We start from the raw sequence: 22,891 nt of genomic DNA on the forward strand, positions 1-22,891 counted from the left end.
TCGAGGTGCTGTGATCTTCGCTGGGAACCGGCGGGCTGATGGCCCTGCCGAATCTCGGCAATCCTACCGGCGGCGGGCGGGCGACTGTCACGCGCCGCACGGCACCGGCCCGCCCCAGGCCGCCCGAACCGGCACAACCAGGACGGGCCGGTCACTCATTCTCCGAATCCGTACGACAGCGCCACCGTCGGCTCGAACGTCTCGCGTTCCTCGCAGCGCTCCTCCAGACCCGCCCGGAAACGCCGGAACGACTCCAGCTGCGGCAGCGGCCCGGGCAGCTCCGGCGCGGTGGCCACCTCGACGAAGCTGCGTTCGTCGTCGAGCCGGTAGGAGACGTAGCGGAAACCGGACGGCCGCAGCCGGGCCAGCTCGTCGTGGACGGCGCGCAGCAGGCGCAGGTGCTCGGTCAGGCGCTCCGGGCGGACCCGGTAGCGGATCAGGATCATCTCCACGGTCATCCCACCAGCTCCGGGCTGCCCTCGGCGCCCGGGACGCCCGCCGGCCCCCGGCCCGCGGCCCGCCACGGCGCGGGCAGGGCCGCGGACCAGGTCAGGACCTCGGTCAGCATGGCCGACAACGACGCGTCCCGCTCCTCGCCGGGCGACAGGACGCCAGGCGCGGTGGGATCGCCGGGATCCGACCCGGAGAAGTCGAAGTCGGTGAAGATCGGGACGGAGACCTGCGTGGGCACGACCGCCACGCGCACCTCGGCCAGGACGAGCCGCAGGTGGTCGGTGGCCCGGACGCCGCCCTGCACGCCGTAGCCGAGCAGCCCGGCCACCTTGTCGTTCCACTCCGCGTACAGGTAGTCGACGGCGTTCTTCAGCGCGGCGGGGACCGAATGGTTGTACTCCGGGGTGACGAAGACGAACGCGTCGCAGGAGGCCACGATCGCGCTCCAGCGTCGGGTGTGCGGCTGCCGGTAGTCACCGAACATCGCCGGCACCGGCTCGTCGAGCAGCGGTAACGCCTGCTCCGCCAGATCGATCACTTCGATCACGGCCGACCCGGCGCGCACCGCCGAGTGCCGGGAGCACACCTGCGCGGCCCAGTCGGCGACGGCGGCGCCACGCCGGCCGGGACGGGTGCTTCCCACGATCAGACCGATCCGTATCGGTCCTGTCCTCTGTGTCGTTCTCATGCCGGGAATCGTCGGCCCGGCCGCCGCCGGACCGGGAGACCGGCGCGAGGCTGGCCCTGCCGGGGCCACCCGGCGGCCCGCCGCCGGTGCGAGACTGGGCCGATGATGGACGGCGAGCTGGGGGCGTTCCTGCGCAGCCGCCGCGAGGCGCTGCGCCCGGCCGACGTGGGGCTTCCGTCGGGTCCGCGCCGCCGCACGCCCGGTCTGCGCCGGGCGGAGCTGGCGACGCTGGCCCAGGTCAGCGTCGAGTACCTGACCCGGCTGGAACAGGGGCGCGACACCCGGCCCTCGCCGGAGATCCTCGCGGCGCTCGCCGACGCCCTGCTCCTCGACGAAGCCGACCGGGACCACCTGCACCAGCTCTCGACCGTCGGCCACAGCCGGCACCTGTGCCCGCACGAACGGACGTCCGTCGCCCGCGCCGTCCGCCCGACGGTCCGGGCCGTTCTCGACGGGCTGCGGGACACCCCGGCGTACGTCGTCAACCAGCTCAGCGACGTGCTGGCCTGGAACGACGCGTTCGACCGGCTGGGCCGGCCGCTCGGTCTGCTCGACGGCAGCCCGCCGAACCTGCTCTGGTTCACCTTCGCCGACGAGCGTGCCCGCGACCACTTCCCGCAGTGGGCGGAGCTGGCCGACCAGCAGGTCGCCGAGCTGCACCGGCTGCGGCGGGGCGACCCGGTCGCGGACGCTTTCGCCGAGCGGCTGGGCCGTACCGTGGGCGCGCCGTTCACCGAGCGGTGGCGGAGGCGTCCGGTGGCCGCGCCGCCTACCGGCGTGCGCGGGCTACGACACCCGCAGGCCGGTCCGTTGCGGCTGGCCTACGAGACGCTGGAGCTGGCCGACACCGCGCACCAGCGCATCGTCGTCCACCTGCCCGCCGACGCGGCCTCCGCGTCCGCCCTGGACCGGCTGCTCGGCCGGCGGCCCGGTCAGCTGCGCGCCGTCGCCGGCTGACGGCCCGGGCGCGTCGTCCGATCAGGACCCGGCCCGGACCAGCTCCACGAAGTGGCGGTGCAGGCGCAGGTCGCCGGTGAGTTCCGGGTGGAACGAGGTGGCCAGCAGGTTGCCCTGCCGTACCGCGACGATCCGGTCCGCGGCCGGGCCGCCGGTCACCCGGCCGAGCACCTCGACGTCCGGGCCGACGCGCTCGACCCAGGGCGCCCTGATGAACACGGCGTGGAACGGGCCACCGTCGACGCCGGTGACGCTCACCGGCGCCTCGAACGAGTCGACCTGACGGCCGAACGCGTTGCGCCGCACCGTCATGTCGACGCCGGCGAAACCGCGCTGGTCGGGGCGGCCGTCCAGCACCTGCGCGGCCAGCATGATCATGCCGGCGCAGGAGCCGTAGACCGGCATGCCGGCGGCGATCCGCTTGTCGATCGGCTTGCGCATCTCGAAAATGTCCACCAGCTTGCTGATCGTGGTCGACTCGCCGCCGGGCACCACGAGCGCGTCGACCGCGTCCAGCTCGCCCGGGCGCCGCACCGGCCGGGCCTCGGCGCCCGCGCCGGTCAGCGCCGCGATGTGCTCGCGTACGTCGCCCTGGAGCGCGAGCACGCCGATCACCGGTACGGCCACGATGCTCCCTCCGGGGTGTTAAAAGGGGGCCCGGCCTCTACCGCAGGCGTTAACAGGGGGCCCTTCCTTGCACTCACCAGCCGCGCTCGGCGAGGCGGTGCGGCTGGGGGATCTCGTCGACGTTGATGCCGACCATCGCCTCGCCGAGCCCGCGCGAGACCTTGGCCAGCACGTCCGGGTCGTCGTGGAACGTGGTCGCCTTGACGATCGCGGCGGCCCGCTGCGCCGGGTTGCCGGACTTGAAGATGCCCGAGCCGACGAAGACGCCCTCGGCGCCGAGCTGCATCATCATGGCCGCGTCGGCGGGGGTCGCGATGCCGCCGGCGGTGAACAGCACGACCGGCAGCTTGCCCTGCTCGGCGACCTCCTTGACCAGCTCGTACGGGGCCTGCAGCTCCTTGGCCGCGACGTACAGCTCGTCCTCGGGCAGCGTCTGGAGCCGGCGGATCTCCTGCCGGATCTTCCGCATGTGGGTGGTGGCGTTGGAGACGTCTCCGGTGCCCGCCTCACCCTTCGAGCGGATCATGGCCGCGCCCTCGGTGATCCGGCGCAGCGCCTCGCCCAGGTTCGTCGCCCCGCACACGAACGGGACGGTGAACGCCCACTTGTCGATGTGGTTCGCGTAGTCGGCCGGGGTCAGCACCTCGGACTCGTCGACGTAGTCGACGCCGAGCGCCTGGAGGATCTGCGCCTCCACGAAGTGACCGATGCGGGCCTTGGCCATCACCGGGATCGAGACCGCCTGGATGATGCCGTCGATCATGTCCGGGTCGCTCATCCGGGACACGCCGCCCTGCGCGCGGATGTCGGCCGGCACCCGCTCCAGCGCCATCACGGCCACCGCTCCGGCGTCCTCGGCGATCTTCGCCTGCTCGGCGGTGACCACGTCCATGATCACACCGCCCTTGAGCATCTCGGCCATGCCGCGCTTGACGCGGGCGGTGCCGACGGCGGTGGCGGGGCTCGGGGTTGCGGACTCAGACACGGGACATCGCTCCTCGGCGTGCTCGGGAGGTGACTGCGCAGGAATGCTACGACCGTCCCGACGCCGCTCCGAGCGCCAATCGAACCCCCGGTGGCCTGCCGTGTGGTCCCGGTCACGACCGCCGGTCAGCCGGTGGTCACGTCCGCCGGGGAGGCCAGCGTGGGGTCGTCGATGTCGAAGTAGCGGGGCCACTCCCGCCCCCGTCCCATCCGGAACAGCCGCACCACCGGGCGGCTGCGCGCCGAGCGGGCGTCGCGGACCAGGTCGGTGTGCACCTGCCGGGCCAGCGCCAGCCGGCGGCTCGCCGCGATCACCGTCGCGCAGCCCGGATCGTCCGGGTCCAGCCGCACCGCCCGCAACTGCCGGGTCAGGTCGTTCTCGGCCGCCTCGCGCTCCTCCGGGACGGCGTCGAGCGCGATCCGGGCGGCCGCGTACAGCTCCACGCCGTACCGCTGCTCGGCCAGGACCGCGGCGGCGGCCGCGCGGCGCAGCAGGTGCGCCTCCAGCGCGCGGGCCGCCGAGTCCGCGCGGACCTGAAGCCGCTGCACCCGGCCGGCGGTCCAGATCAGGTACGCCGAGACCAGCCCGAGCACACCGACCGCGCCCACCACCCACCACATGCCCGGCATCGTAGTGCTGCTCCTCATCCCGCCCGCCCGGCGCGGGGCACCGGTCGACGCGCTCGTCACAGCGGCCGCAGCGGCCACCGCGGTCAGCCCAGTCCCGCCCACTCCTGGTCCATGACCCGGCCGTCGGTGGCCTCGATCGCGGCTGCGTATACCTCCAGAACGCGGCGGGCAACCACGGGCCAGTCGAAATTCGCCACCACCTGGTCGCCGCAGGCGGTCAGCCCGGCCCGCAGGCCGGCGTCGTCCAGCAGCTCGGACAGCGCGTCGCCCAGCGCGACCGCGTCGCCGGTCGGGAACAGCCGCCCGGCCCGGCCGCCGTCGAGCACCCGGCGGAACGCGTCCAGGTCGCTGGCGACCACTGTCGTCCCGGCGGCGAGCGCCTCGGTGAGGATCATCCCGAATGATTCCCCGCCGGTGTTCGGTGCGACGTACAGGTGCACGCTGCGCAGCATGCGTGCCTTGTCCGCCTCGGAGACCAGGCCGAGGAACGTGACCCGGTCCCGCAGGTCGGCCGGGAACCGCCCGTACAGCTCGTCGGCGTCGCCCGGCCCGGCGACCAGGAGCCGCAGCCCGGGACGCCGCGGGGCGAGCGCGACGAACGCGTCGCGCAGGATCGGGAAGCCCTTGCGCGGCTCGGTGAACCGGCCCAGGAAGCCCAGCGTGCCCCCGGTGCCCGGGGCGCACTCCCCCGGCCAGCCCGGCAGCGGCGGCACCCCGGCGAACTTCGCCACCGCCACCCCGTTGGGGATCTCCACCGCGCCGCCGTCCATGTGCTCGACCTGCACCTTGCGGGCCAGCGCGCTCACCGCGATCCGGGCGGTGATCCGCTCCAGCAGGATCTGGAGCACACCCTGCGCTGCCGACAGCACCCGGGAGCGGGTCATCGCGGTGTGGAAGGTGGCCACCACCGGGCCGCGGGCGCAGAGCACCGCCAGCATCGACAGGCTCGGGGTGAGCGGCTCGTGCACGTGCAGCACGTCGAAGTCGCCCCGGGTGATCCAGCGCCGCACCCGGGCGGTGGAGACCGGGCCGAACGCGATCCGGGCCACCGACCCGTTGTACGGCAGCGGCACCGCCCGGCCGGCCGACACCACGTACGGCGGCAGCGCCGAGTCCTCGTCGGCCGGCGCCAGCACGCTCACCTCGTGGCCGAGCCCGAGCAGCGCCTCGGCCAGGTCCATGACGTGGTTCTGCACCCCGCCCGGCACGTCGAACGAGTACGGGCACACGATGCCGATACGCACTGCGCCCTCCCCTAGACCGTCCCGGTGGTGGCCGGCGGCTGCGCCGGCGTGGGCGTACCGTCCCGGCCCTGGTCCAGCCACATCCGCTGCAACATGTGCCAGTCTTGCGGATGCCGGGCGATGCCCGCCGCCAGACCGTCGGCAATCCGCTGCGTCACCAGGCGGACCCGCGCGTCCAGCGGGGCGCTGTCCGGGTCCGGCAGCGGCAGCGGGCCGTCGATCGAGGCGCACGCCGCGTCCGGCTCGTACCACATCGAGGCCACGTAGAGCGGCGCGCCGGTGCGGATGGCCAGCAGCGCCGGGCCGGCCGGCATCCGGGTACGCGCGCCGAAGAAGTCGACCTCGACGCCCCGGGCCGACAGGTCCCGGTCGGCGAGCAGCGGCACCACGTAACCGGCGCGCAGCCGGTCCACCAGCACGTCGAACGCGGGCCGCGGACCGCCGGTGTTGGGCAGGATCTCCATCCCCAGCCCTTCCCGGAACGTCACGAACCGCTCGTAGACGCCCTTCGGGAGCCGCTCCGCCACCGTGGTCATCGGCCAGCCGGTGGCCGCCACCCAGGCGCCGGCCGCGTCCCAGTTCCCGGCGTGCGGCAGCGCCACCACGGCGCCCCGCCCGGCCGCCACGTCGGCGGCCAGCATCTCCTGCCCGTCCAGGCGGAACCCGGCGAGGATCTCCGCCCGGCTCAGGCCGGGCAGCCGGAACGCCTCCATCCAGTAGCGGGCGTACGAGCGCAAGCCCTCGCGCACCAGCGCGTCCAGCTCCGCGTCGGGCAGTTCCGGGCCGACCACCCGGCGCAGGTTGGCGCGCAACCGGCGCGTACCCCCGCCGTCCTTGCGGTGGGCGCGGTCGGCGCCCGCCCGGAAGACCGCGGCCGCGACGGGCCGGGGCAGGGCGCGGATCAGGCGCCAGCCCGCGACGAAGCCCGCCTCGGTGAGGTTCACTCGACGCCGACCCGCTGGGCCTGGCGGTACACGTGGGCCATCCGCTGCCCGACGGTGAAGATCGAGACGGCGGCGAGCAGCCAGAGCGCGATCTCCAGCGCGAGCGGTACGCCGAGGCCGGTGAGCAGGCCGCCGACGCCGACGATGAGCAGCCGCTCGGTGCGCTCGGCGATGCCCACGTTGCAGGTCATCCCGAGGCCCTCGGCGCGGGCCTTGACGTACGAGACCAGCCCGCCCGCGGCCAGGCAGATCAGCGCCGCCGCCACGCCCGAGTAGTCGTGCTCGGTGGCCAGCCAGTACGCGACCGCGCCGAACACCGCGCTGTCGGCGACCCGGTCCATGCTCGAGTCAAGGAACGCCCCGAACCGGGTGGACCCGCCGCTCATCCGCGCCATCGTGCCGTCGAGCAGGTCGGTGAGAGCGAAGACCGTGACGATCAGCGCGCCGGCGACCAGATGGCCGCGCGCGCCGAAGCCGAGCGCGCCGACGAGCACGCCGACGGTGCCGGTCACGGTGACCGCATTGGGGGACACGCCCGCACGCAGCAGCGTACGGGCGATCGGCTCCACGACGCGGGTCATGCCCGCGCGGGCCGTCACTTGGAAGATCTTCGCCATGGCGGTCCCACGATAACGGCCCGCAACCGCCGGGGACACAGCCGGGCGTACGACCCGCCCGACGGCCCTTGTGCCCGCACCCGCGCGGGTGTGAGATCGAGCCAGGAGGTGAGCCAGCTCACCGGATCACCGGTCCGCGTTCCCGGCCAACAGGAGATCACCGGAAGATATCGCCGCGGCGCCCGTCCCGGGTCCGCTCCCCCGTCGCCCGCGGCGGTCGCCACCACCACCGGTTGAGGGAGGTGCGCCGCGATGGCGCAGAAGAACGAGAAGGGTGTCACCGGCGGCGCGCCGGTGGTGACCGAGCCCGGCAGGGTTCGCAACGTGGTGCTCGTCGGGCACTCCGGCGCCGGCAAGACGACTCTCGTCGAGGCGCTGCTGGCGGCCAGCGGCACGATCAGCCGCGCCGGCGCCGTCACCGAGGGCACCACGGTCTGCGACCACGACCCCGCCGCCGTACGCCAGCAGCGCTCGGTGAGCCTGGCCTGCGCGCCGCTCGTGCACCGCGACGTCAAGGTCAACCTGCTGGACACGCCGGGCTACGGCGACTTCGTCGGCGAGCTGCGCGCCGGGCTGCGCGCCGCCGACGCGGCGCTGTTCGTGGTCTCCGCCGTCGACGGCATGGACGCCGCCACCGCCGCCCTCTGGGAGGAGTGCGCCGCCGTCGACATGCCGCGCGCGGTGGCGGTCTCCCGGCTGGACCACCCGCGCGCCGACTTCGACGAGGCGGTGGCGCTGTGCCAGCGGGTCTTCGGCGACAACGTGCTCCCGCTCTACCTGCCCATGCTCGGCGACGACGGCGAGTCGGTGGCCGGCCTGATGGGCCTGATCACCCGCCGGGTGTACGACTACTCCGCCGGGCTGCCGCCGGAGGTACGCGAGCCGGACCCGGAGCACCTGCCGGCCATCCAGGAGTCCCGCGACGAGCTGATCGAGGGGATCATCGCGGAGAGCGAGGACGAGACCCTGATGGACCGCTACCTCGGCGGCGAGGAGATCGACCCCGAGGTGCTCATCACCGACCTGGAGACGGCCGTCGCCCGCGGCCACTTCTACCCGGTGGTGCCGGTCTGCGCGGAGACCGGCGTCGGCCTGGACGCGCTGCTCGACGGCCTGGTCGCGGCGTTCCCGTCCCCGCTGGAGCACGACCTGCCCGCGGTCACCGGCGTGGACGGCTCACCCCGTCCGCCGCTGACCTGCGACCCGGACGGCCCGCTCGTCGCCGAGGTGGTCAAGACGACTGTCGACCGGCACGTCGGGCGGGTCTCGCTGGTCCGGGTCTTCTCCGGCACGCTCCGCCCCGACCAGGTCATCCACGTGTCGGGTCACGGCATGGCCGAACGCGGCCACCCCGACCACGACGCCGACGAGCGGGTCGGGCACGTCTACACCCCGCTGGGCGCGACGCTGCGCGAGGTGGCCGCCTGCGTCGCGGGCGACCTCTGCGCGATCACCAAGTCGGGCAGCGCGGAGACCGGCGACACCATCTCGGCCAAGGACGAGCCGCTGCTCGTCGCGCCCTGGGAGATGCCCGAGCCGCTGCTGCCGGTGGCGATCGTGGCGCGCAGCCGGGCCGACGAGGACGCGCTGGCGCGCAACCTGTCCCGGTTGGTCGCCGGTGACCCGACGCTGCGGCTGGAACGCAACGCGGAGACCCACCAGCTGGTGCTCTGGTGCATGGGCGAGGCGCACGCCGACGTGGTGCTCGACCGGCTGCGCGGCGGCGGGGTCGAGCTGGACACCGAGCCGGTCCGGGTGGCGCTGCGCGAGACGTTCACCGCCGCCGCGCGCGGGCACGGCCGGCACGTCAAGCAGTCCGGCGGCCACGGCCAGTACGCGGTCTGCGACATCGAGGTGGAGCCGCTGCCCCGGGGCGCCGGCTTCGAGTTCGTCGACCGGGTGGTCGGCGGCGCGGTCCCGCACAACTACATCCCGTCGGTGGAGAAGGGTGTACGGGCGCAGATGGAACGCGGCCTGGTCGCCGGCTGCCCGGTGGTGGACCTGCGGGTGACACTCGTCGACGGGAAGGCGCACAGCGTCGACTCCTCCGACGCGGCGTTCCAGACCGCGGGCGCCCTGGCGCTGCGTGACGCCGCCGAGAAGGGCCAGCCGACGCTGCTGGAGCCGGTCGACGAGATCACCGTGTGGGTGCCGGACTCGTCGGTCGGCGCGGTGATGGGCGACCTGTCCGGGCGGCGCGGCCGGGTGCTCGGCACCGAGCCGGACCCGGAGGCCGAGGGCCGCACGCTGGTTCGCGCCGAGGTGCCCGCGACGGAGTTGCTGCGATACGCGGTCGAGCTGCGCTCGATGACTGCGGGCACGGGCACGTTCCGCCGCGAGTTCGCCCGCCACGAGCCCATGCCCACGCACTTGGCCGACCAGGCCCGCAAGGAGTCCACCACCCACTGACCCTCGCCCCCTCCCGCCCCTCTCCCCTCCCCGCCGCCGCGCCCTCCGCCCGGCCCCCGCGATCTTGCACTTGCGGCCCCCGCAAAGCGGTCATTTCCGGCGCGATCCGGGCCGCAACCGCAAGATCGACGAGAGTGGGCCGGGGCGAGCGGTCCCCAGCTCAGCGGTGCAGCGTCTCAGGAGCCGGGAGACGGATCTCGCTGGGCGGGAGCGGTCGGCTCGGGCGGGGACGTGTGATGTCAGGGGCGGACGGCGGGGACCGGGGGCATCGGCCAGTACGGGCGGTCGGCGTCCCGGAGGGCGGCCGAGCGTACCGCCGCGAGCTGCCGCTCCACCTCGGCGAAGTGGTCCGGGGCGAGCGGTCCCCAGCTCAGCGCTGCCGCGTTCTCCTCGACCTGGGCGACGGTACGGGCACCGGGGATCGGCACTGCGCGGTCGCTGCGCGCCCAGATCCACCCGATTGCGCCCTGCGCGAGCGTACGGCCGTCGGCGGTGAGCGCGTCGCGGACGGCGGCGACCCGGCGCAGCCACTCCGGTGCGGGCCGGCCGCTGCGGAACCACTCCAGCCAGGTCGGCCCGAGTCCGCGTACGTCGTCGCGGGGAAGCGTCGACTCCGGCGTGTACTTGCCGGTGAGCAGTCCCATTCCGAGCGGCCCGCGGGCCAGGCTGGCCAGGTCGTGCTTGTCGCACGCGTCGAGCATGGCCGGGGCGTCCCGGAGCACCGACAGCGCGTGCTGCACGGCGGCGGCGCCGCGGGCGACCTGCGCGAAGGCGGCGGCCCGGTCGGCCCGGTCGGTGCTCCACCCGTACGCGCTGATCAGGCCGTCGTCCATCAGGTCGGCGAGCGTGCCGATGAGCGCCTCGGCCCGGGGCAGCGGCAGGTCGCCGAGGTGCAGTTGGTAGAGGTCGATGTGGTCGGTGCCGAGCCGGCGCAGCGAGTCGGTCACCGCCCGGCGCAGGTAGTGCGGCGAGGCGTTCTCCCCGGTGGCCTGCCGGGCGCTCTCGTCGAACGTGTAGCCGAACTTCGTGGCGATCACGGCCTCGTCGCGCCGGCCGGCGAGCGCCCGGCCGAGCACCCGCTCGCCGTGCCCGGCGCCGTACGTGTCGGCGGTGTCGAACAGTGTGACGCCGAGGTCGAGCGCGCGGCGGATCGCACGTACCGACTCGTCGTCGTCGACCTGACCCCAGCCCAGCGGGCGTGCGCCCTCGGCCCAGGGGCCGCCGATCGCCCAGCACCCCATGCCGAGGGCGCTCACCTCGATGCCGCTGCGCCCCAACTGTCGCTTGTCGACTGCCACCGCCGCATCCTGTCATCTTCCCGGCGACCGCGGGCCGGTTCCTGGCTCCTGAGTAGGGTCCCGATCACGCACCGTGACCCCAGGCGGTGGGCGGTCGCGGTGAACGCGATATGCCTCAGAGTCATGAATATGCCTCTGAGGCATATCGGTCCGAGGTCGTCCCTTCGATCCGGTCCCCCGAGGAGGAAAGCCGGCGAGCCGTCAGCGCGCGTAGGCCAGCAGTACCGGCTCGTCCTGACCCGGCCAGGTGCCGGCGAGGCCGCCCGCCGCCGGAACGTCGGCCGGTACGGGCCGCCGGATGACCGCCAGCTCGACGTCCCCCACCCGGACCACCGCCACGCCGCCGTCACCCGGACCAGCCGAACCCGCGCCGCCGTCAACCGGACCAGCCGAACCCGGACCAGCCGAAACCGCGCCGACCAAAACCGGACCCGTCGGCACGGGACGGCCGGTACGGCTGCCCGACAGCGTCATGCTCGCCGGGCGCGCCTCCCGCTTCCCGTCGACCTCGAAGTACTCCTCGGCCTGCCCGGCGTCGGCGAGCACGGCAGCGGCCAGCAGCGGCGGGTACACCGGGTCGCCGCAGGCGTCGTACGCCCAGCGGCGGCCGAGCACCGAGTGCTCGATGACGCCCACCAGATGCTCGTCGGCCCCGGCCAGCGGCGCGCCCCGGTAGGTCAGCGGCACCTGGAGCACCGGGCCGTCGCCGGCGCGCACGAGCAGCGTCTCGACGCCGACCTCACCGGCCGGGTCGTCGAAGCGGTACGCCGCGACGCGGCTGACCGGCGCGCCCGCCTCGCCGGCGAACCACTGCCGGCCGGGCAGCCAACCGGCGAGCAGTTCCAGTTTCGAGGGGCGCAGTTCCGCGCGGTGCAGGAGAGCCATGCGCGAGATCGTACTGTCGGGGCGGGCCGCCGTCAGGCCGCCGCCCACGCCTTGGCCAGCAGCTCCCGGGTGTCGGCGAGGAGCTGGGGCAGCACCTTGGTGCGGCCGATCACGGGCATGAAGTTGGCGTCGCCGCCCCAGCGCGGCACCACGTGCTGGTGCAGGTGCGCGGCGATGCCCGCGCCGGCCACGCCGCCCTGGTTCATGCCGAGGTTGAAGCCGTGCGCGCTGGAGACGTGCCGGACGACCCGCATGGCGGCCTTGGTGAACGCGGCCAGCTCGACCGTCTCCGGCTCGTCCAGCTCGGTGTAGTCGGCCACGTGCCGGTAGGGGCAGACCAGCAGGTGCCCGGGGTTGTACGGGTAGAGGTTGAGCACCGCGAAGACGTGCTCACCGCGGGCCACCACCAGGCTCTCCTCGGCCGGCAGCCCCGGCGCGAGGCAGAACGGGCAGCCGGCCGGCTTCTCGTACCCGCCCTCGGGCCGGTCCTCGCCGGAGATGTAGGTCATCCGGTGCGGCGTCCAGAGCCGGTCCAGCCCGTCCGCCAGACCGTTGTCGCCGCCGTACCCGGTGTCCCGCTCCGCCCCTGTCACACCGGCGATCCTACGATCCGGCCCGGGCCGCCGCCGAACCGCGCCGCCGCCCGGCGGCGCGGTCGGCGAAGCGTCTACTCGGCGGCGGTGGCGGTGGGGCCGGCGTTGGTGCGCGACTCCACCACCTCGCGCACGTGCGCGACCGCCTCGTCGATCGGTACGCCGTTGCGCTGCGAGCCGTCGCGGTAGCGGAACGAGACGGTGCCGGCGGCGACGTCGTCGTCCCCGGCGATCACCATGAACGGGATCTTCTGCTGCTGCGCGTTGCGGATCTTCTTCTGCATCCGGTCGTCGCCCAGGTCGACCTCGGCGCGCACGCCCTGCCGGCGCAGCGTCGCCGCGAAGTCGACCAGGTAGTCGCCGTGCTCCTCGCGGATCGGGATGCCGACCACCTGCACCGGCGCCAGCCAGGCCGGGAACGCGCCCGCGTAGTGCTCGGTGAGCACGCCGATGAACCGCTCGATCGACCCGAACTTGGCGCAGTGGATCATCACCGGCTGCTGCCGGGTGCCGTCGGCCGCCTGGTACTCCAGCCCGAAGCCCTTGGGCTGGTTGAAGTCGTACTGGATGGTCGACATCTGCCAGGTCCGGCCGATGGCGTCCTTGGCCTGCACGGAGATCTTCGGGCCGTAGAACGCCGCGCCGCCCGGGTCCGGCACCAGCTCCAGCCCGGTCTCCAGCGCGCACTGCTCCAGCACGGCGGTGGCGGTCGCCCAGTCGGAGTCGGAGCCGACGAACTTGTCCGGCCGGGAGTCGTCGCGGGTCGACAGCTCCAGGTAGAAGTCGTCGATGCCGAAGTCGCGCAGCAGGCTCAGCACGAAGCCGAGCAGGTGCTTGATCTCCGACGGCGCCTGCTCCTGGGTGCAGTAGGAGTGCGAGTCGTCCTGGGTGAAGCCGCGCACCCGGGTCAGGCCGTGGATCACGCCCGACTTCTCGTACCGGTAGACCGTCCCGAACTCGAACAGCCGCAGCGGCAGCTGCCGGTAGGACCGCCCGCGTGACCGGTAGATCAGGTTGTGCATCGGGCAGTTCATGGCCTTCAGGTAGTAGTCGCTGCCCTCCATCTCCATCGGCGGGAACATCGTGTCCTTGTAGTAGGGCAGGTGTCCCGAGGTGTGGAAGAGACCTTCCTTGGAGATGTGCGGCGTGCCGACGTAGTCGAAGCCCTCCTCGACGTGCCGCGCCCGAACGTAGTCCTCCATCACCCGCTTGAGCACGCCGCCCTTGGGGTGGAAGACCGGCAGGCCGGAGCCGATCTCGTCGGGGAAGCTGAACAGGTCGAGGTCCGCGCCGAGCTTGCGGTGGTCGCGGCGGGCGGCCTCCTCCAACAGCTTCAGGTACGCCTTGAGCTCGTCGCGGGTCGGCCACGCGGTGCCGTAGACGCGCTGCAGCTGCGGGTTCTTCTCCGACCCGCGCCAGTACGCGGCGGCCGAGCGCATCAGCTTGAACGCGCCGATCAGCCGGGTGCTCGGCAGGTGCGGGCCCCGGCACAGGTCCGACCAGCAGACCTTGTCCTCGTTCGCGGCGAGGTTGTCGTAGATGGTCAGCTCGCCGCCGCCCACCTCCATCACCTCGGAGGAGTCCAGCCCCTCGCCCTTGACGTCGATCAGCTCCAGCTTGTACGGCTCGGCGGCCAGCTCGGCCCGCGCCTCGTCCAGGTCGGCGAACCGGCGGCGGCGGAACCGCTGGCCGGACTTGACGATCTCCTGCATGCGCTTCTCGAGCTTGGCCAGGTCGTCCGGCTGGAACGGCTTGTCGACGCCGAAGTCGTAGTAGAAGCCGTTCTCGATCGGCGGGCCGATGCCGAGCTTCGCCTCCGGGAAGACGTCCTGCACCGCCTGCGCCAGCACGTGCGCGGTGGAGTGGCGCAACACGTTCAGCCCGTCCGGGCTGTCCAGCGCGACCGGCTCGACCGCGACCTCCTCGGCCGGCCGCCAGTCCAGGTCGCGCAGCTGGCCCTGCGGATCACGGACCACCACGATCGCCTTCGGCCCGCTCATCGGCAGGCCGGCCGCGGCCACTGCGTCGGCCGCCGTCGTCCCGGCGGCGACGACGACGGGGTCGGCCACGACGGGGGTACGGGGTGCGGACACGGTGACTCCTAGTCGTCGACGGTACGGATCGGCCGGTGACCGGCCCCTGCGATGCTATCGGTCGCCCCGGCGCGTGCCGTCGCCGACGCCGCTGCCCGCCGGCAATGAGTTCGGCCCGCGTTGAACCTTTTCGCCCCGCCGCCCGAACTACCAGGTGGGGCCGGAGCCGGACCGGCCCCGGTTCGACATGGATGGGGGCGACGATGAGGATGACCCGTCAGGGACGGTGGGCGGCGGCGCTGCTGGCCGCCGCACTCACCGGAGCGGTGAGCTGGCCGGGCGCGGCGAGCGCGGCCGAGGTCACGGTCACGACCTCACCCGCCGAGGTACGCCAGGGCGACGCGATCCAGTTGTCGGTGGTGGTGCCGGCGGACCGCCCCGGCAGCCGCACCACCAAGATCGAGCTGACCATGCCCCCGGACGCCCCGATCGGCGAGGTGTACCCGCTGTCCGTGCCGGACTGGGCGCCCACCATCACCACCCGCACCCTGGACCAGCCGGTCCCCGGCATGCACGCGGCCGAACTGAACCAGGTGACCCATGCGGTGACCTGGCTGCGGGTGCCCGGCACCGGCAGCGGAGCGGCCCAGTTGCCGCTCGGAATGGGTCCGATGCCCGCCACCGACCGGCTCACGTTCACAGTGGTCCAGACGTACGCCGACGGCACTGTCGTGCGGTGGGCGGACCCGGCCGGCGGCAAGCACCCCGCGCCGACTGTCGAACTGCTGCCGCCGCTGCCGGGCACCATGACGCACAACGGCGACCCCGGCACGAACGGCGGCGCGCACGGCGGTCACGGCGCAGCGGGCGGCGCTCAGGGCGGCGTTCCGGGCGGTGCTCAGAACGGCGCCCCGAACGGCGCGGCACCGGCGGCCGGCGCGGCCGACGACGGGCCGAGCGCGGACCTGCTGCTCGGCGGCGGCCTGCTCGCCGGGCTGGCCGGCGGGGCGGCGATCGGCTGGCTGCTCAGCCGCCGCCGACGCGACACCATGACCCTGCCGCACGACGACAGCCCTTCCTCCGACAGCCCCTCCCCTGACGACAGCCTTACCCCCGACGCGCCCGCCGCCACCGAGCGCCCGGACACGGACCCCCGCTCCGACTCCCCCGAGCCAGCCGTCACGCCCAATCCAGCCGACGACCCCTCGGCATCCGATCCGCCCCGCAGCGGCCCCGCGCCGGATTTGCCCCGCAGCCGCCCGGCACCCGATTCGCCCGCCGACAGCCCGGCGCCGGACTCGACCCGCGGCGGCCCGGCACCGCATTCGTCCGGCGGTGACCCGGCACCCGCCTCGCCCCGCGGTGAGCTGGCGCCGGATTCGCCCGATTCGGACAGCTCCGCGCGCCCGCTAGGCGAACCCGTCCCCGCCGGTGGTGCACGCCGGGACGCATGATCGACTCCAGATCGCCGAGGTGGCTGCATCCGGCCCCCGCCGACCCCACCACCTCCCCGAGCTGGCGCGCGCCCGGTCGAAACCGACCGTGATCCACACCAGCTCGGCGAGGTGGCGGCATCACGCCCCCGCCGACCCCGCCACCTCCCCGAAGTGGCCGCGCGCCCAGTCCGAACCAACCGTGATCCACACCAGCTCGGGGAAGTGGCGGCATCACGCACCCCTCGACCCACCACCTCCCCGAAGTGCCCGCACGCCGGGTCGGAACCGACCGTGATCCACACCAGCTCGGGGAAGTTGCCGCATCCCACCCCCGCCGACCCCACCACCTCCCCGAACTGGCCGCGCGCCCAGTCCGAACCAACCGTGATCCACACCAGCTCGGGGAAGTCGCGGCATCACGCCCCGCCGACCCGCCACCTCCCCGAAGTGGCCACGCGCCCAGTCCGAACCAACCGTGATCCACACCAGCTCGGGGAAGTCGCCGCATCCCACCCCCGCCGACCCCACCACCTCCCCGAACTGGCCGCGCGCCCAGCCGGAACCGACAAGGGAGAGCCGGCCAAAGGGGGCGGACGGTCAGGCGGGGGTGGTTACCCAGCCGGGGAGCGGCTCGCGCGCGGCCAGCCAGTCCTCCGGCACGCCGCCGGGCCCGCCCACTCCGGTGTACGCGGCCACTGTCCCGCCCACGATCGCGGCCGTGGTGTCCACGTCGCCGCCCGCCTCCACGCAGGCGCGGATCGCGGCGGGATAGTCGTGCAGCAGCGTGGCGGCGACCCAGAGCGTGAACGGGACGGTGTCCTGCGCGGTGACCCGCGAGCCGTTGCCGAGCGCGTCGGCCACCTCGGCGGCGGGATGACCGAGCAGCGTGGCGGCCCGGCGTACCCCGCGGTGCACCTCACCGGCCGGGTCGAGCGCCCCGGCGACGGCGGTGAGCAGCCGGGCCGGCTCGGGCCGGTCGCCGTCGAGGCGGGCGCGGGCGGCGAGCGAGGCGGCCACCGCGACCGCCACCGCGCCGGCGACGCCCTCCGGGTGGGCGTGGGTCACCTCGGCCGAGGCGCGGGCCTGCTCGGCGGCGCGCCGGGTGGAGTCGGCGTGCCAGGCGCCGAGCGGCGCGACGCGCATGGCCGCGCCGTTGCCGCAGGAGCCCTGCCCGTCGAATGCGGACGCGGCGGCCACCGGCCACGGTGTACCGGTGCGGATCAGCCGCAGGACGGTCACGGCGCCCGGCCCGTACCCCCGGTAGGGCTCGCAGCGCTGCGCGAACGCCAGCGCCAGCCGGTCCCTGTCGATCCGCCCGGCGGCGGCCAGCTCGGCCACCACGGAGCAGGCCATCTCGGTGTCGTCGGTCCACTCCCACGGCGGCGCGGGCAGCCGGCCGGCGGCGAGGTCGTCGGGGCGCCGGCCGGGGACGAAGAACTGGGAGCCGAGGGCGTCGCCCACCGACAGGCCTGCCAGCGCGTCGCGGGCGAGCGTGAGGCGGGTGTCGGGGAAGAGCGTGAACGTCATCGCCGTCCCAGCTTGCCCGCTTCGCCGGACCGCCGCAACGCGACCGGCTTGCCACGCCTTGTACGGTGCTGACGTGGCAACCGTCCTGCTGGTCGAAGACGACCACGTCGTGCGCGGCGCCATGCTGCGGTCGCTCACCGACCGGGGGCACGCGGTGCACGCCGTCGGCACCGCGCTCGACGCGTTGCGCCGGGTCGCCGCGGAGACGCCCGATCTCGTGGTGCTCGATCTCGGACTGCCCGACCTGGACGGCTCGGACGCGCTGCGCATGCTGCGCGGCATCACCGACGTGCCGATCATCATCGCCACCGCCCGCGACGACGAGCAGTCGGTGGTACGGCTGCTGCGGGCCGGCGCGGACGACTACATGGTCAAGCCGTTCACCGGCGCGCATCTGGACGCCCGGATCACCACGGTGCTGCGCCGGGCCGGCCGGGCCAGCCGTACCGTCGCGCCGGCCGTGCACACGGTCGGCGGCCTGCGGGTCGACGTGGGTGAGCGCAGCGCGGTGCTGGACGGGGAGCCGTTGGCGCTGACCCGTAAGGAATTCGACCTGCTGGCGTATCTCGCCGCGCGTCCCGGCCGGGTAGTGTCCCGGCGGGAACTCTTGGAGGAGGTATGGCGGCAGCCATCGGTCGGCGAGGACCAGACCATCGACGTGCACCTGTACTGGCTCCGCCGCAAAATGGGCGAGTCCGCGGCGAAGCCGCGCTACCTGCGCACCGTGCGGGGGGTCGGATTCCGGCTGGTGGCGCCGGACTGAGGCTGTCGCTGGCCGCGCTCACGGCCGGCATGTGCAGCCTCGTCGCGCTCGCCTTTCTCATTCCGCTCGGGCTCACCCTCGCCGACCGGTCCCGGGAGGCGGAGCTGGCCGACGCCGCGCGCCGCTCCGCGCTGGTGACCGGGGCGCTGGCGGTGAGCACTGATACGGCGGCTGTCGAACGGGCGGTGGCCGCCGCGGCCGGCGACGACCCGGCGCTGCGCCCGGTCGTGCACGGCATCGGGGCGGACGAGTCCGCCGGCCGGGCCGACGCGGCAGCGCTGGCCGACGCCGCCGCGCAGCGGCGTTCGGTGGTGACCGAGGTGGACGGCGGGGTGCTGCGGCTGGACCCGGTGGTGCTCGGTGAGCGGGTCGCCGTGGTGGAGGTCTTCGTACCGGACGGGGTGCTCGACGACGGCGGCGGGCGTTGGCTGCTGCTGCTCGCGGTGGCGCTGGCGCTGGTCGGCGCGGCGGTGGTGGTGGTCGACCGGGTGGCGGCCCGGGCGGTGGACGCCACCGGCGACCTGGTCAAGGCGGCGCTCGCGGTCGGTGACGGCGAGCTGGGGGTGCGGGTCGAGCCGACCGGCCCGCGCGAGCTGGCCGAGGCCGGGCACGCGTTCAACCGGATGACGGAACGGCTGGTGGCGTTGCGTGCCGACGAGCACGAGCTGGTCGCGGACCTGTCGCACCGGCTGCGTACGCCGCTGACCGCGCTGCGGCTGGACGCGGAGGCGCTGGAGTCCGACGACACGAGCATCGGCACGTTCAGCGAGGCGGAGCTGGACCGGCGGCGTGGCATCCGGCGCATCCGGCAGGCGATCGTCACGCTGGAGGGCGAGGTCGACCAGCTGATCAAGACGACCCGCAAGGCGGTGAGTCAGGAGACCGCCCCGGCGTCGTGCGACGTCAGCGAGGTGGTGCGGGACCGGATGGTGTTCTGGTCGGCGCTGGCCGGGGACCAGAACCGGCCGCACCGGGTGGTGGGGGCGCAGTTGCGCATCCCGGCGCCGGTGCCGCGCGCCGAGCTGGCCGCCGCGCTGGACGCGGTGATCGGCAACGTGTTCCGGTACACGCCGCAGGGCACCGCGTTCGAGGTGGCGGTGAGCCGCCGCGACGGCTGGGTGGCGATCCGGATCGACGACGCCGGGCCGGGCATCCCGGACCCGGACCGGGCGCTGCGCCGGGGCGAGAGCGACCAGGGTTCCACCGGGCTCGGGCTGGACATCGCCAAGCGGGTCGCGTTGCAGGCGAACGGTTCGGTGAGCATCGACCGGGCCCGGCTGGGCGGGGCCAGTGTGGTGATGCTGCTGGCCGACCCGGACGCGGCGCCCCGGCCGGTGAACCGGTTCGGGCTGGTCGGCCGGATGGCCCGGGACGCCCGTGAGCCGCGTGCCGGACGGCGCTGGCCGCGTCCGCGCTGACGCCCTGGCTGTGGGCCGGCGCAAGTTCTCCTTAAAGGTGGTTTAACGACGGCCGGGAAACCGCCGTGAACTGCCAGGATTACCGACAGAACCCATCAGTTCCGTCGGCCGGGACGCCCCGTAACACCTTTCGGCCGGCGGATCGGTGCGCGCGACGGGAGTTCGGTCCCCCCACACCTCGCTCCCGTCGCGCGCTCTCCCGTCGTTCCGGGCGAGGTGACCGTCATGACGCCGACCGTAGGCCGTCTGCTCCGCTGGGCCGCCGTGATCGGCCTGGGCATCGCCCTCACGCTCGCCTTCTGGCAGGACCCGGTGCTCGCGCACGGCCCGGTCCGGCCTGCGGCTGCCGCGTCCGGTCCCGCCGCCGCGCTGTCCGCGCTGGCCGTGGCCGGGGTGATGCTGACCGCGCGGCGCCGGCCACCCCGGGGTTCCCGGCGACCGACGCCCGTTCGGCCGCTCAGCGTGCCGCGCTCGCCCGGTACGCGTCGATCTCGGCGTTGATCCGGGCCTGCTCGGCCGGGGCCAGGAACGCGGCGGCGACCGCGTCGCGGGCCAGTGCGGCTACTCCGTCCGGGCCGAGTCGCAGCAGCCGGGCGGCCACCGCGTACTCGTCGTTGAGGGTGGTGCCGAACATCGGCGGGTCGTCGGAGTTGATGCTGACCGGCACGCCGGCCTCGACGATCCGGGGCAGCGGATGCGCGTCGAGGCTGGGCACGGCGCGGGTCCGCACGTTGGAGGTCGGGGAGATCTCCAGCGGGATCCGCCGCTGCGCCAGGTAGGTGAGCAGCGCGGGGTCCTGCACGGCGGAGATGCCGTGGCCGATCCGCTCGGCGCCCAGGTCGCGCAGCGCGTCCCAGATCGTTTCCGGGCCGGTGGTCTCGCCGGCGTGTGGCACCGAGCGCAGCCCGGCCGCGCGGGCCTGGTCGAACCAGGGCTTGAACTGCGGCCGGGGCACGCCGATCTCGGGGCCGCCGAGCCCGAAGCTGATCAGCCCGTCGGGCCGCTCGTCGAGCGCGATCCGCAGCGTCTGCTCGGCGGCGGGCAGGCCGGCCTCGCCGGGGATGTCGAAGCACCAGCGCAGCGCGATGCCGAAGTCGGCCTCGGCGCGCTTACGGGCGTCCTCGATCGCCTCGCAGAACGCCGGCGCGGGGATGCCCCGGTTGACGTGCGAGTACGGCGTGACGGTCAGCTCGGCGTACCGGACCTGCTGGCGGGCCAGTTCCCGGGCGACCTCGTGGGTGAGCAGCCAGACGTCGTCGGCGTCGCGGATCAGGTCCACGACGCTGAGGTAGACCTCGATGAAGTGGGCGAAGTCGCGGAACGCGAAGTAGTCGGCGAGCGCCTCCGGGTCGGCCGGTACCGGGGTGCGCCCCTCGTGCCGGGCCGCCAGCTCGGCGACGATCCGGGGCGAGGCGGAGCCGACGTGGTGCACGTGCAGCTCCACCTTGGGCAGTCCGGCGATGAAGGTGGGCAGGTCGGTCACGAGTTCTCCTCTGCGCGGGCGCCGGTGCGGGCCACCATGAAGATCCGGCGGAACGGGAAGTACACCAGACCCTGCCGCACCGGGTACGCCTGCGCGAGCCGTACCCCCAGCTCGGCGCGGAAGGCGTCCCAGCCGGCGGGGTCCAGCGCGGCGCGGACCGGGCGCAGCGCCGTGCCCTCCATCCAGGCCAGGACCGGGTGGTCGGCGCCGGCGGCGGGCAGCAGGTGCACGTACGTAGTCTCCCAGGTGTCGGCCGCGCAGCCGGCGTCGGCGAGCAGCGTGGCGTAGCCGACCGGCTCGTCGACGGGGGCCTCGCGAAGTTTCCCGGCGAGCGCGTCGCGCCACGGTTCCTGGGCGGCGACGGAGCGCAGCAGCCGGTGTGAGGGCGCGTCGAAGTTGCCCGGGACCTGGAACGCCAGCCAGGCGCCGGCCGGCAGCTCGGCGGCCCAGCGGCGGAGCAGGTCGCGATGTTCCGGCACCCACTGGAGGACCGCGTTGCCGACCAGCACGTCCACGTCCGGCTCGGGCCGCCAGTCGCGCAGGTCGGCGACGGCGTAGCCGACCGGGCCGCCATCGGCGTTCGCCCGCGCGATCATTTCCGCCGACGAGTCGAGGCCGGTGACGCGGCTGCCGGGCCAGCGGCGCGCGAGCGTCGCGGTGAGCGTGCCGGGGCCGCAGCCGAGGTCGACCACAGCACGCGGGTGCTCGGCGCCGACCCGGGCCAGCAGGTCGTGGAAGGGCCGGGAGCGCTCGTCGCCGTAGCGCAGGTAGGTGCGCGGATCCCACATGACAGCCTCCAAACCGTACGTACGTCTTGTTAAAGACCGTACGGCCCGCCGCGCGCCACGGCAAGCGGCTCACTAGGCTCGGCCGGGTGGAACAGCGCAGCTTCGACCGGCTCGGCCGGCACGTCGGCATCATCGGACTCGGCGCGTGGCAGCTCGGCGCGGACTGGGGCGAGGTCAGCGAGGACGCGGCGCTCGCCGTGCTGGCCGCCGCCGTCGACGCCGGCGTCACCTTCCTGGACACCGCCGACGTGTACGGCGACGGCCGCAGCGAGGCGCTGATCGGCCGGTTCCTGCGTTCCCGTCCCGGGCACGGGCTGACGGTGGCCACCAAGATGGGCCGCCGGGTGGAGCAGACGCCGGAGGCGTACACGCTCGACAACTTCCGGGCCTGGACCGACCGGTCCCGGGCCAACCTCGGCGTCGACACGCTCGACCTGGTGCAGCTGCACTGCCCGCCCACCGCGGTCTTCGCCGACGACCGGGTCTTCGACGCGCTGGACACGCTGGTCACCGAGGGTCGCGTGGCCGGGTACGGCGTCAGCGTGGAGACCTGCGACCAGGCGCTCACCGCCATCGCCCGGCCCGGTGTGGCGAGCGTGCAGATCATCCTCAACGCGGTCCGGCACAAGCCGCTGGAGCGGGTGCTGCCCGCCGCCGCTGCCGCCGGGGTGGGCATCATCGCCCGCGTGCCGCTCGCCAGCGGTTTGCTCTCCGGCCGCTACGACGAGAACACCACGTTCCCGGCCGACGACCACCGCACGTTCAACCGGCACGGCGAGTCGTTCGACGTCGGCGAGACGTTCTCCGGCGTCGACTACGACCTGGGTCTGGCCGCGGTGCGCCGGCTCTCGCCGCTCGTCGGCGACGACCGCACGATGGCGCAGTTCGCGCTGCGCTGGATCCTCGACCAGCCCGGCGTGACAGTGGTGATCCCCGGCGCCCGCTCCCCCGAGCAGGCGCGGCGCAACGCCGAGGCGGCCGGCCAGCCGGCACTGACCGAAGTGGAGCTGGCCGCGGTGCGGGCCGCCTACGACGAGCTGATCCGCCCGCAGGTGCACGACCGGTGGTGAGCCGGACGGCCGGCGCGGCGTCGCCGGCCGCCCGCCCCGCCGGG

General features: G+C 74.3%; 22 protein-coding genes. 7 read left to right on the forward strand and 15 right to left on the reverse strand.

Features of this window, described 5'->3' with window-relative positions:
- Positions 1-155 precede the first annotated feature (155 nt).
- On the reverse strand, positions 156-458 hold the full coding sequence (locus ACSDG8_RS06070; protein ID WP_210894842.1) for a hypothetical protein: 303 nt from the start codon (positions 456-458) through the stop codon (positions 156-158).
- Positions 455-1,141, reverse strand: coding sequence for an NADPH-dependent FMN reductase (locus ACSDG8_RS06075; protein WP_210894843.1), 687 nt, complete (start codon positions 1,139-1,141; stop codon positions 455-457). The genes ACSDG8_RS06070 and ACSDG8_RS06075 overlap by 4 nt, the downstream gene beginning before the upstream one ends.
- A 102-nt stretch (positions 1,142-1,243) precedes the next feature.
- Between ACSDG8_RS06075 and ACSDG8_RS06080 the strand changes: the two genes are divergently transcribed.
- Positions 1,244-2,098 carry a helix-turn-helix transcriptional regulator gene (locus tag ACSDG8_RS06080; protein ID WP_210894844.1) on the forward strand — a complete coding sequence of 285 codons (855 nt, stop codon included), beginning with the start codon at positions 1,244-1,246 and terminating at the stop codon, positions 2,096-2,098.
- Between the two features lie 21 nt (positions 2,099-2,119).
- Here the strand turns inward: ACSDG8_RS06080 and pdxT are convergent, their stop codons facing one another.
- From pdxT to pgsA, 6 genes are all read right to left on the reverse strand, one after another.
- Complete coding sequence (gene pdxT / locus ACSDG8_RS06085; RefSeq protein ID WP_210894845.1) at positions 2,120-2,725, reverse strand: pyridoxal 5'-phosphate synthase glutaminase subunit PdxT; 606 nt, start codon at positions 2,723-2,725, stop codon at positions 2,120-2,122.
- A gap of 73 nt (positions 2,726-2,798) precedes the next feature.
- Positions 2,799-3,710: a pyridoxal 5'-phosphate synthase lyase subunit PdxS gene (gene pdxS / locus ACSDG8_RS06090; protein WP_210894846.1), complete on the reverse strand. Its 912-nt coding sequence runs from the start codon at positions 3,708-3,710 to the stop codon at positions 2,799-2,801.
- 125 nt (positions 3,711-3,835) lie between these two features.
- Positions 3,836-4,339: a hypothetical protein gene (locus ACSDG8_RS06095; RefSeq protein ID WP_210895003.1), complete on the reverse strand. Its 504-nt coding sequence runs from the start codon at positions 4,337-4,339 to the stop codon at positions 3,836-3,838.
- A gap of 83 nt (positions 4,340-4,422) precedes the next feature.
- A complete protein-coding gene (locus ACSDG8_RS06100) occupies positions 4,423-5,583 on the reverse strand; it encodes a glycosyltransferase family 4 protein (protein WP_210894847.1) in 1,161 nt (386 codons plus the stop codon).
- A gap of 11 nt (positions 5,584-5,594) precedes the next feature.
- Positions 5,595-6,527 (reverse strand): phosphatidylinositol mannoside acyltransferase, encoded by a 933-nt coding sequence (locus ACSDG8_RS06105; protein ID WP_210894848.1) that lies wholly within the window; start codon positions 6,525-6,527, stop codon positions 5,595-5,597.
- Positions 6,524-7,144, reverse strand: coding sequence for a phosphatidylinositol phosphate synthase (gene pgsA / locus ACSDG8_RS06110; protein ID WP_210942917.1), 621 nt, complete (start codon positions 7,142-7,144; stop codon positions 6,524-6,526). The genes ACSDG8_RS06105 and pgsA overlap by 4 nt, the downstream gene beginning before the upstream one ends.
- A gap of 252 nt (positions 7,145-7,396) precedes the next feature.
- Between pgsA and ACSDG8_RS06115 the strand changes: the two genes are divergently transcribed.
- Entirely contained in the window at positions 7,397-9,553 is a 2,157-nt protein-coding gene (locus ACSDG8_RS06115; protein ID WP_210894850.1) for an elongation factor G-like protein EF-G2, read from the forward strand.
- Between the two features lie 239 nt (positions 9,554-9,792).
- On the opposite strand, the gene ACSDG8_RS06120 is transcribed toward ACSDG8_RS06115, so the two are convergent.
- From ACSDG8_RS06120 to thrS, 4 genes are all read right to left on the reverse strand, one after another.
- Positions 9,793-10,794 carry an aldo/keto reductase gene (locus ACSDG8_RS06120; protein ID WP_210895004.1) on the reverse strand — a complete coding sequence of 334 codons (1,002 nt, stop codon included), beginning with the start codon at positions 10,792-10,794 and terminating at the stop codon, positions 9,793-9,795.
- A gap of 258 nt (positions 10,795-11,052) precedes the next feature.
- Positions 11,053-11,736 carry a CG0192-related protein gene (locus ACSDG8_RS06125; protein WP_210894851.1) on the reverse strand — a complete coding sequence of 228 codons (684 nt, stop codon included), beginning with the start codon at positions 11,734-11,736 and terminating at the stop codon, positions 11,053-11,055.
- A gap of 32 nt (positions 11,737-11,768) precedes the next feature.
- A complete protein-coding gene (locus ACSDG8_RS06130) occupies positions 11,769-12,329 on the reverse strand; it encodes an HIT family protein (RefSeq protein ID WP_043325006.1) in 561 nt (186 codons plus the stop codon).
- 74 nt (positions 12,330-12,403) lie between these two features.
- Positions 12,404-14,422, reverse strand: a complete 2,019-nt coding sequence (gene thrS, locus ACSDG8_RS06135) for a threonine--tRNA ligase (protein WP_210894852.1) — start codon at positions 14,420-14,422, stop codon at positions 12,404-12,406.
- Between the two features lie 203 nt (positions 14,423-14,625).
- Between thrS and ACSDG8_RS06140 the strand changes: the two genes are divergently transcribed.
- Positions 14,626-15,816: a YcnI family protein gene (locus ACSDG8_RS06140; protein WP_247678572.1), complete on the forward strand. Its 1,191-nt coding sequence runs from the start codon at positions 14,626-14,628 to the stop codon at positions 15,814-15,816.
- Between the two features lie 579 nt (positions 15,817-16,395).
- Here the strand turns inward: ACSDG8_RS06140 and ACSDG8_RS06145 are convergent.
- The gene (locus tag ACSDG8_RS06145) at positions 16,396-17,325 is read right to left on the reverse strand and encodes an ADP-ribosylglycohydrolase family protein (protein WP_210894853.1); all 930 of its coding nucleotides are present in this window, start codon (positions 17,323-17,325) and stop codon (positions 16,396-16,398) included.
- Positions 17,326-17,398: 73 nt separating this feature from the next.
- Here ACSDG8_RS06145 and ACSDG8_RS06150 point away from each other — a divergent pair, with 73 nt between their 5' ends.
- The 3 genes from ACSDG8_RS06150 (at position 17,399) to ACSDG8_RS06160 (ending at position 20,007) form a co-directional block, all read left to right on the forward strand.
- A complete protein-coding gene (locus ACSDG8_RS06150) occupies positions 17,399-18,088 on the forward strand; it encodes a response regulator transcription factor (RefSeq protein ID WP_064448739.1) in 690 nt (229 codons plus the stop codon).
- A gap of 29 nt (positions 18,089-18,117) precedes the next feature.
- On the forward strand, positions 18,118-19,506 hold the full coding sequence (locus ACSDG8_RS06155) for a HAMP domain-containing sensor histidine kinase (protein ID WP_210894854.1): 1,389 nt from the start codon (positions 18,118-18,120) through the stop codon (positions 19,504-19,506).
- A gap of 225 nt (positions 19,507-19,731) precedes the next feature.
- Positions 19,732-20,007, forward strand: a complete 276-nt coding sequence (locus tag ACSDG8_RS06160; protein WP_210894855.1) for a hypothetical protein — start codon at positions 19,732-19,734, stop codon at positions 20,005-20,007.
- On the opposite strand, the gene ACSDG8_RS06165 is transcribed toward ACSDG8_RS06160, so the two are convergent.
- Positions 19,964-20,989 carry an adenosine deaminase gene (locus ACSDG8_RS06165; RefSeq protein WP_210894856.1) on the reverse strand — a complete coding sequence of 342 codons (1,026 nt, stop codon included), beginning with the start codon at positions 20,987-20,989 and terminating at the stop codon, positions 19,964-19,966. The genes ACSDG8_RS06160 and ACSDG8_RS06165 overlap by 44 nt on opposite strands.
- The gene (locus ACSDG8_RS06170) at positions 20,986-21,777 is read right to left on the reverse strand and encodes a trans-aconitate 2-methyltransferase (protein ID WP_210894857.1); all 792 of its coding nucleotides are present in this window, start codon (positions 21,775-21,777) and stop codon (positions 20,986-20,988) included. Before ACSDG8_RS06170 ends, ACSDG8_RS06165 begins: the two co-directional genes overlap by 4 nt.
- An 86-nt stretch (positions 21,778-21,863) precedes the next feature.
- On the opposite strand from ACSDG8_RS06170, the gene ACSDG8_RS06175 reads away from it, so the two are divergent.
- A complete protein-coding gene (locus tag ACSDG8_RS06175; protein WP_210894858.1) occupies positions 21,864-22,847 on the forward strand; it encodes an aldo/keto reductase in 984 nt (327 codons plus the stop codon).
- The last annotated feature ends 44 nt before the right edge of the window (positions 22,848-22,891 follow it).

The sequence above is a fragment of the Micromonospora sp. LA-10 genome, from assembly GCF_051853095.1.
Classification (GTDB): domain Bacteria; phylum Actinomycetota; class Actinomycetes; order Mycobacteriales; family Micromonosporaceae; genus Micromonospora; species Micromonospora echinospora_A.

Bases quoted from the DNA above. Each gene is read 5' to 3' on its own strand.
- ACSDG8_RS06070 (WP_210894842.1), bottom strand. From the start codon at position 458: ATGACCGTGGAGATGATCCTGATCCGCTACCGGGTCCGCCCGGAGCGC.
- ACSDG8_RS06075 (WP_210894843.1), bottom strand. From the start codon at position 1,141: ATGAGAACGACACAGAGGACAGGACCGATACGGATCGGTCTGATCGTG.
- ACSDG8_RS06080 (WP_210894844.1), top strand. From the start codon at position 1,244: ATGATGGACGGCGAGCTGGGGGCGTTCCTGCGCAGCCGCCGCGAGGCG.
- ACSDG8_RS06095 (WP_210895003.1), bottom strand. From the start codon at position 4,339: ATGCCGGGCATGTGGTGGGTGGTGGGCGCGGTCGGTGTGCTCGGGCTG.
- pgsA (WP_210942917.1), bottom strand. From the start codon at position 7,144: ATGGCGAAGATCTTCCAAGTGACGGCCCGCGCGGGCATGACCCGCGTC.
- ACSDG8_RS06115 (WP_210894850.1), top strand. From the start codon at position 7,397: ATGGCGCAGAAGAACGAGAAGGGTGTCACCGGCGGCGCGCCGGTGGTG.
- ACSDG8_RS06120 (WP_210895004.1), bottom strand. From the start codon at position 10,794: ATGGGGTGCTGGGCGATCGGCGGCCCCTGGGCCGAGGGCGCACGCCCG.
- ACSDG8_RS06125 (WP_210894851.1), bottom strand. From the start codon at position 11,736: ATGGCTCTCCTGCACCGCGCGGAACTGCGCCCCTCGAAACTGGAACTG.
- ACSDG8_RS06140 (WP_247678572.1), top strand. From the start codon at position 14,626: ATGAGGATGACCCGTCAGGGACGGTGGGCGGCGGCGCTGCTGGCCGCC.
- ACSDG8_RS06145 (WP_210894853.1), bottom strand. From the start codon at position 17,325: ATGACGTTCACGCTCTTCCCCGACACCCGCCTCACGCTCGCCCGCGAC.
- ACSDG8_RS06155 (WP_210894854.1), top strand. From the start codon at position 18,118: ATGTGCAGCCTCGTCGCGCTCGCCTTTCTCATTCCGCTCGGGCTCACC.
- ACSDG8_RS06160 (WP_210894855.1), top strand. From the start codon at position 19,732: ATGACGCCGACCGTAGGCCGTCTGCTCCGCTGGGCCGCCGTGATCGGC.
- ACSDG8_RS06170 (WP_210894857.1), bottom strand. From the start codon at position 21,777: ATGTGGGATCCGCGCACCTACCTGCGCTACGGCGACGAGCGCTCCCGG.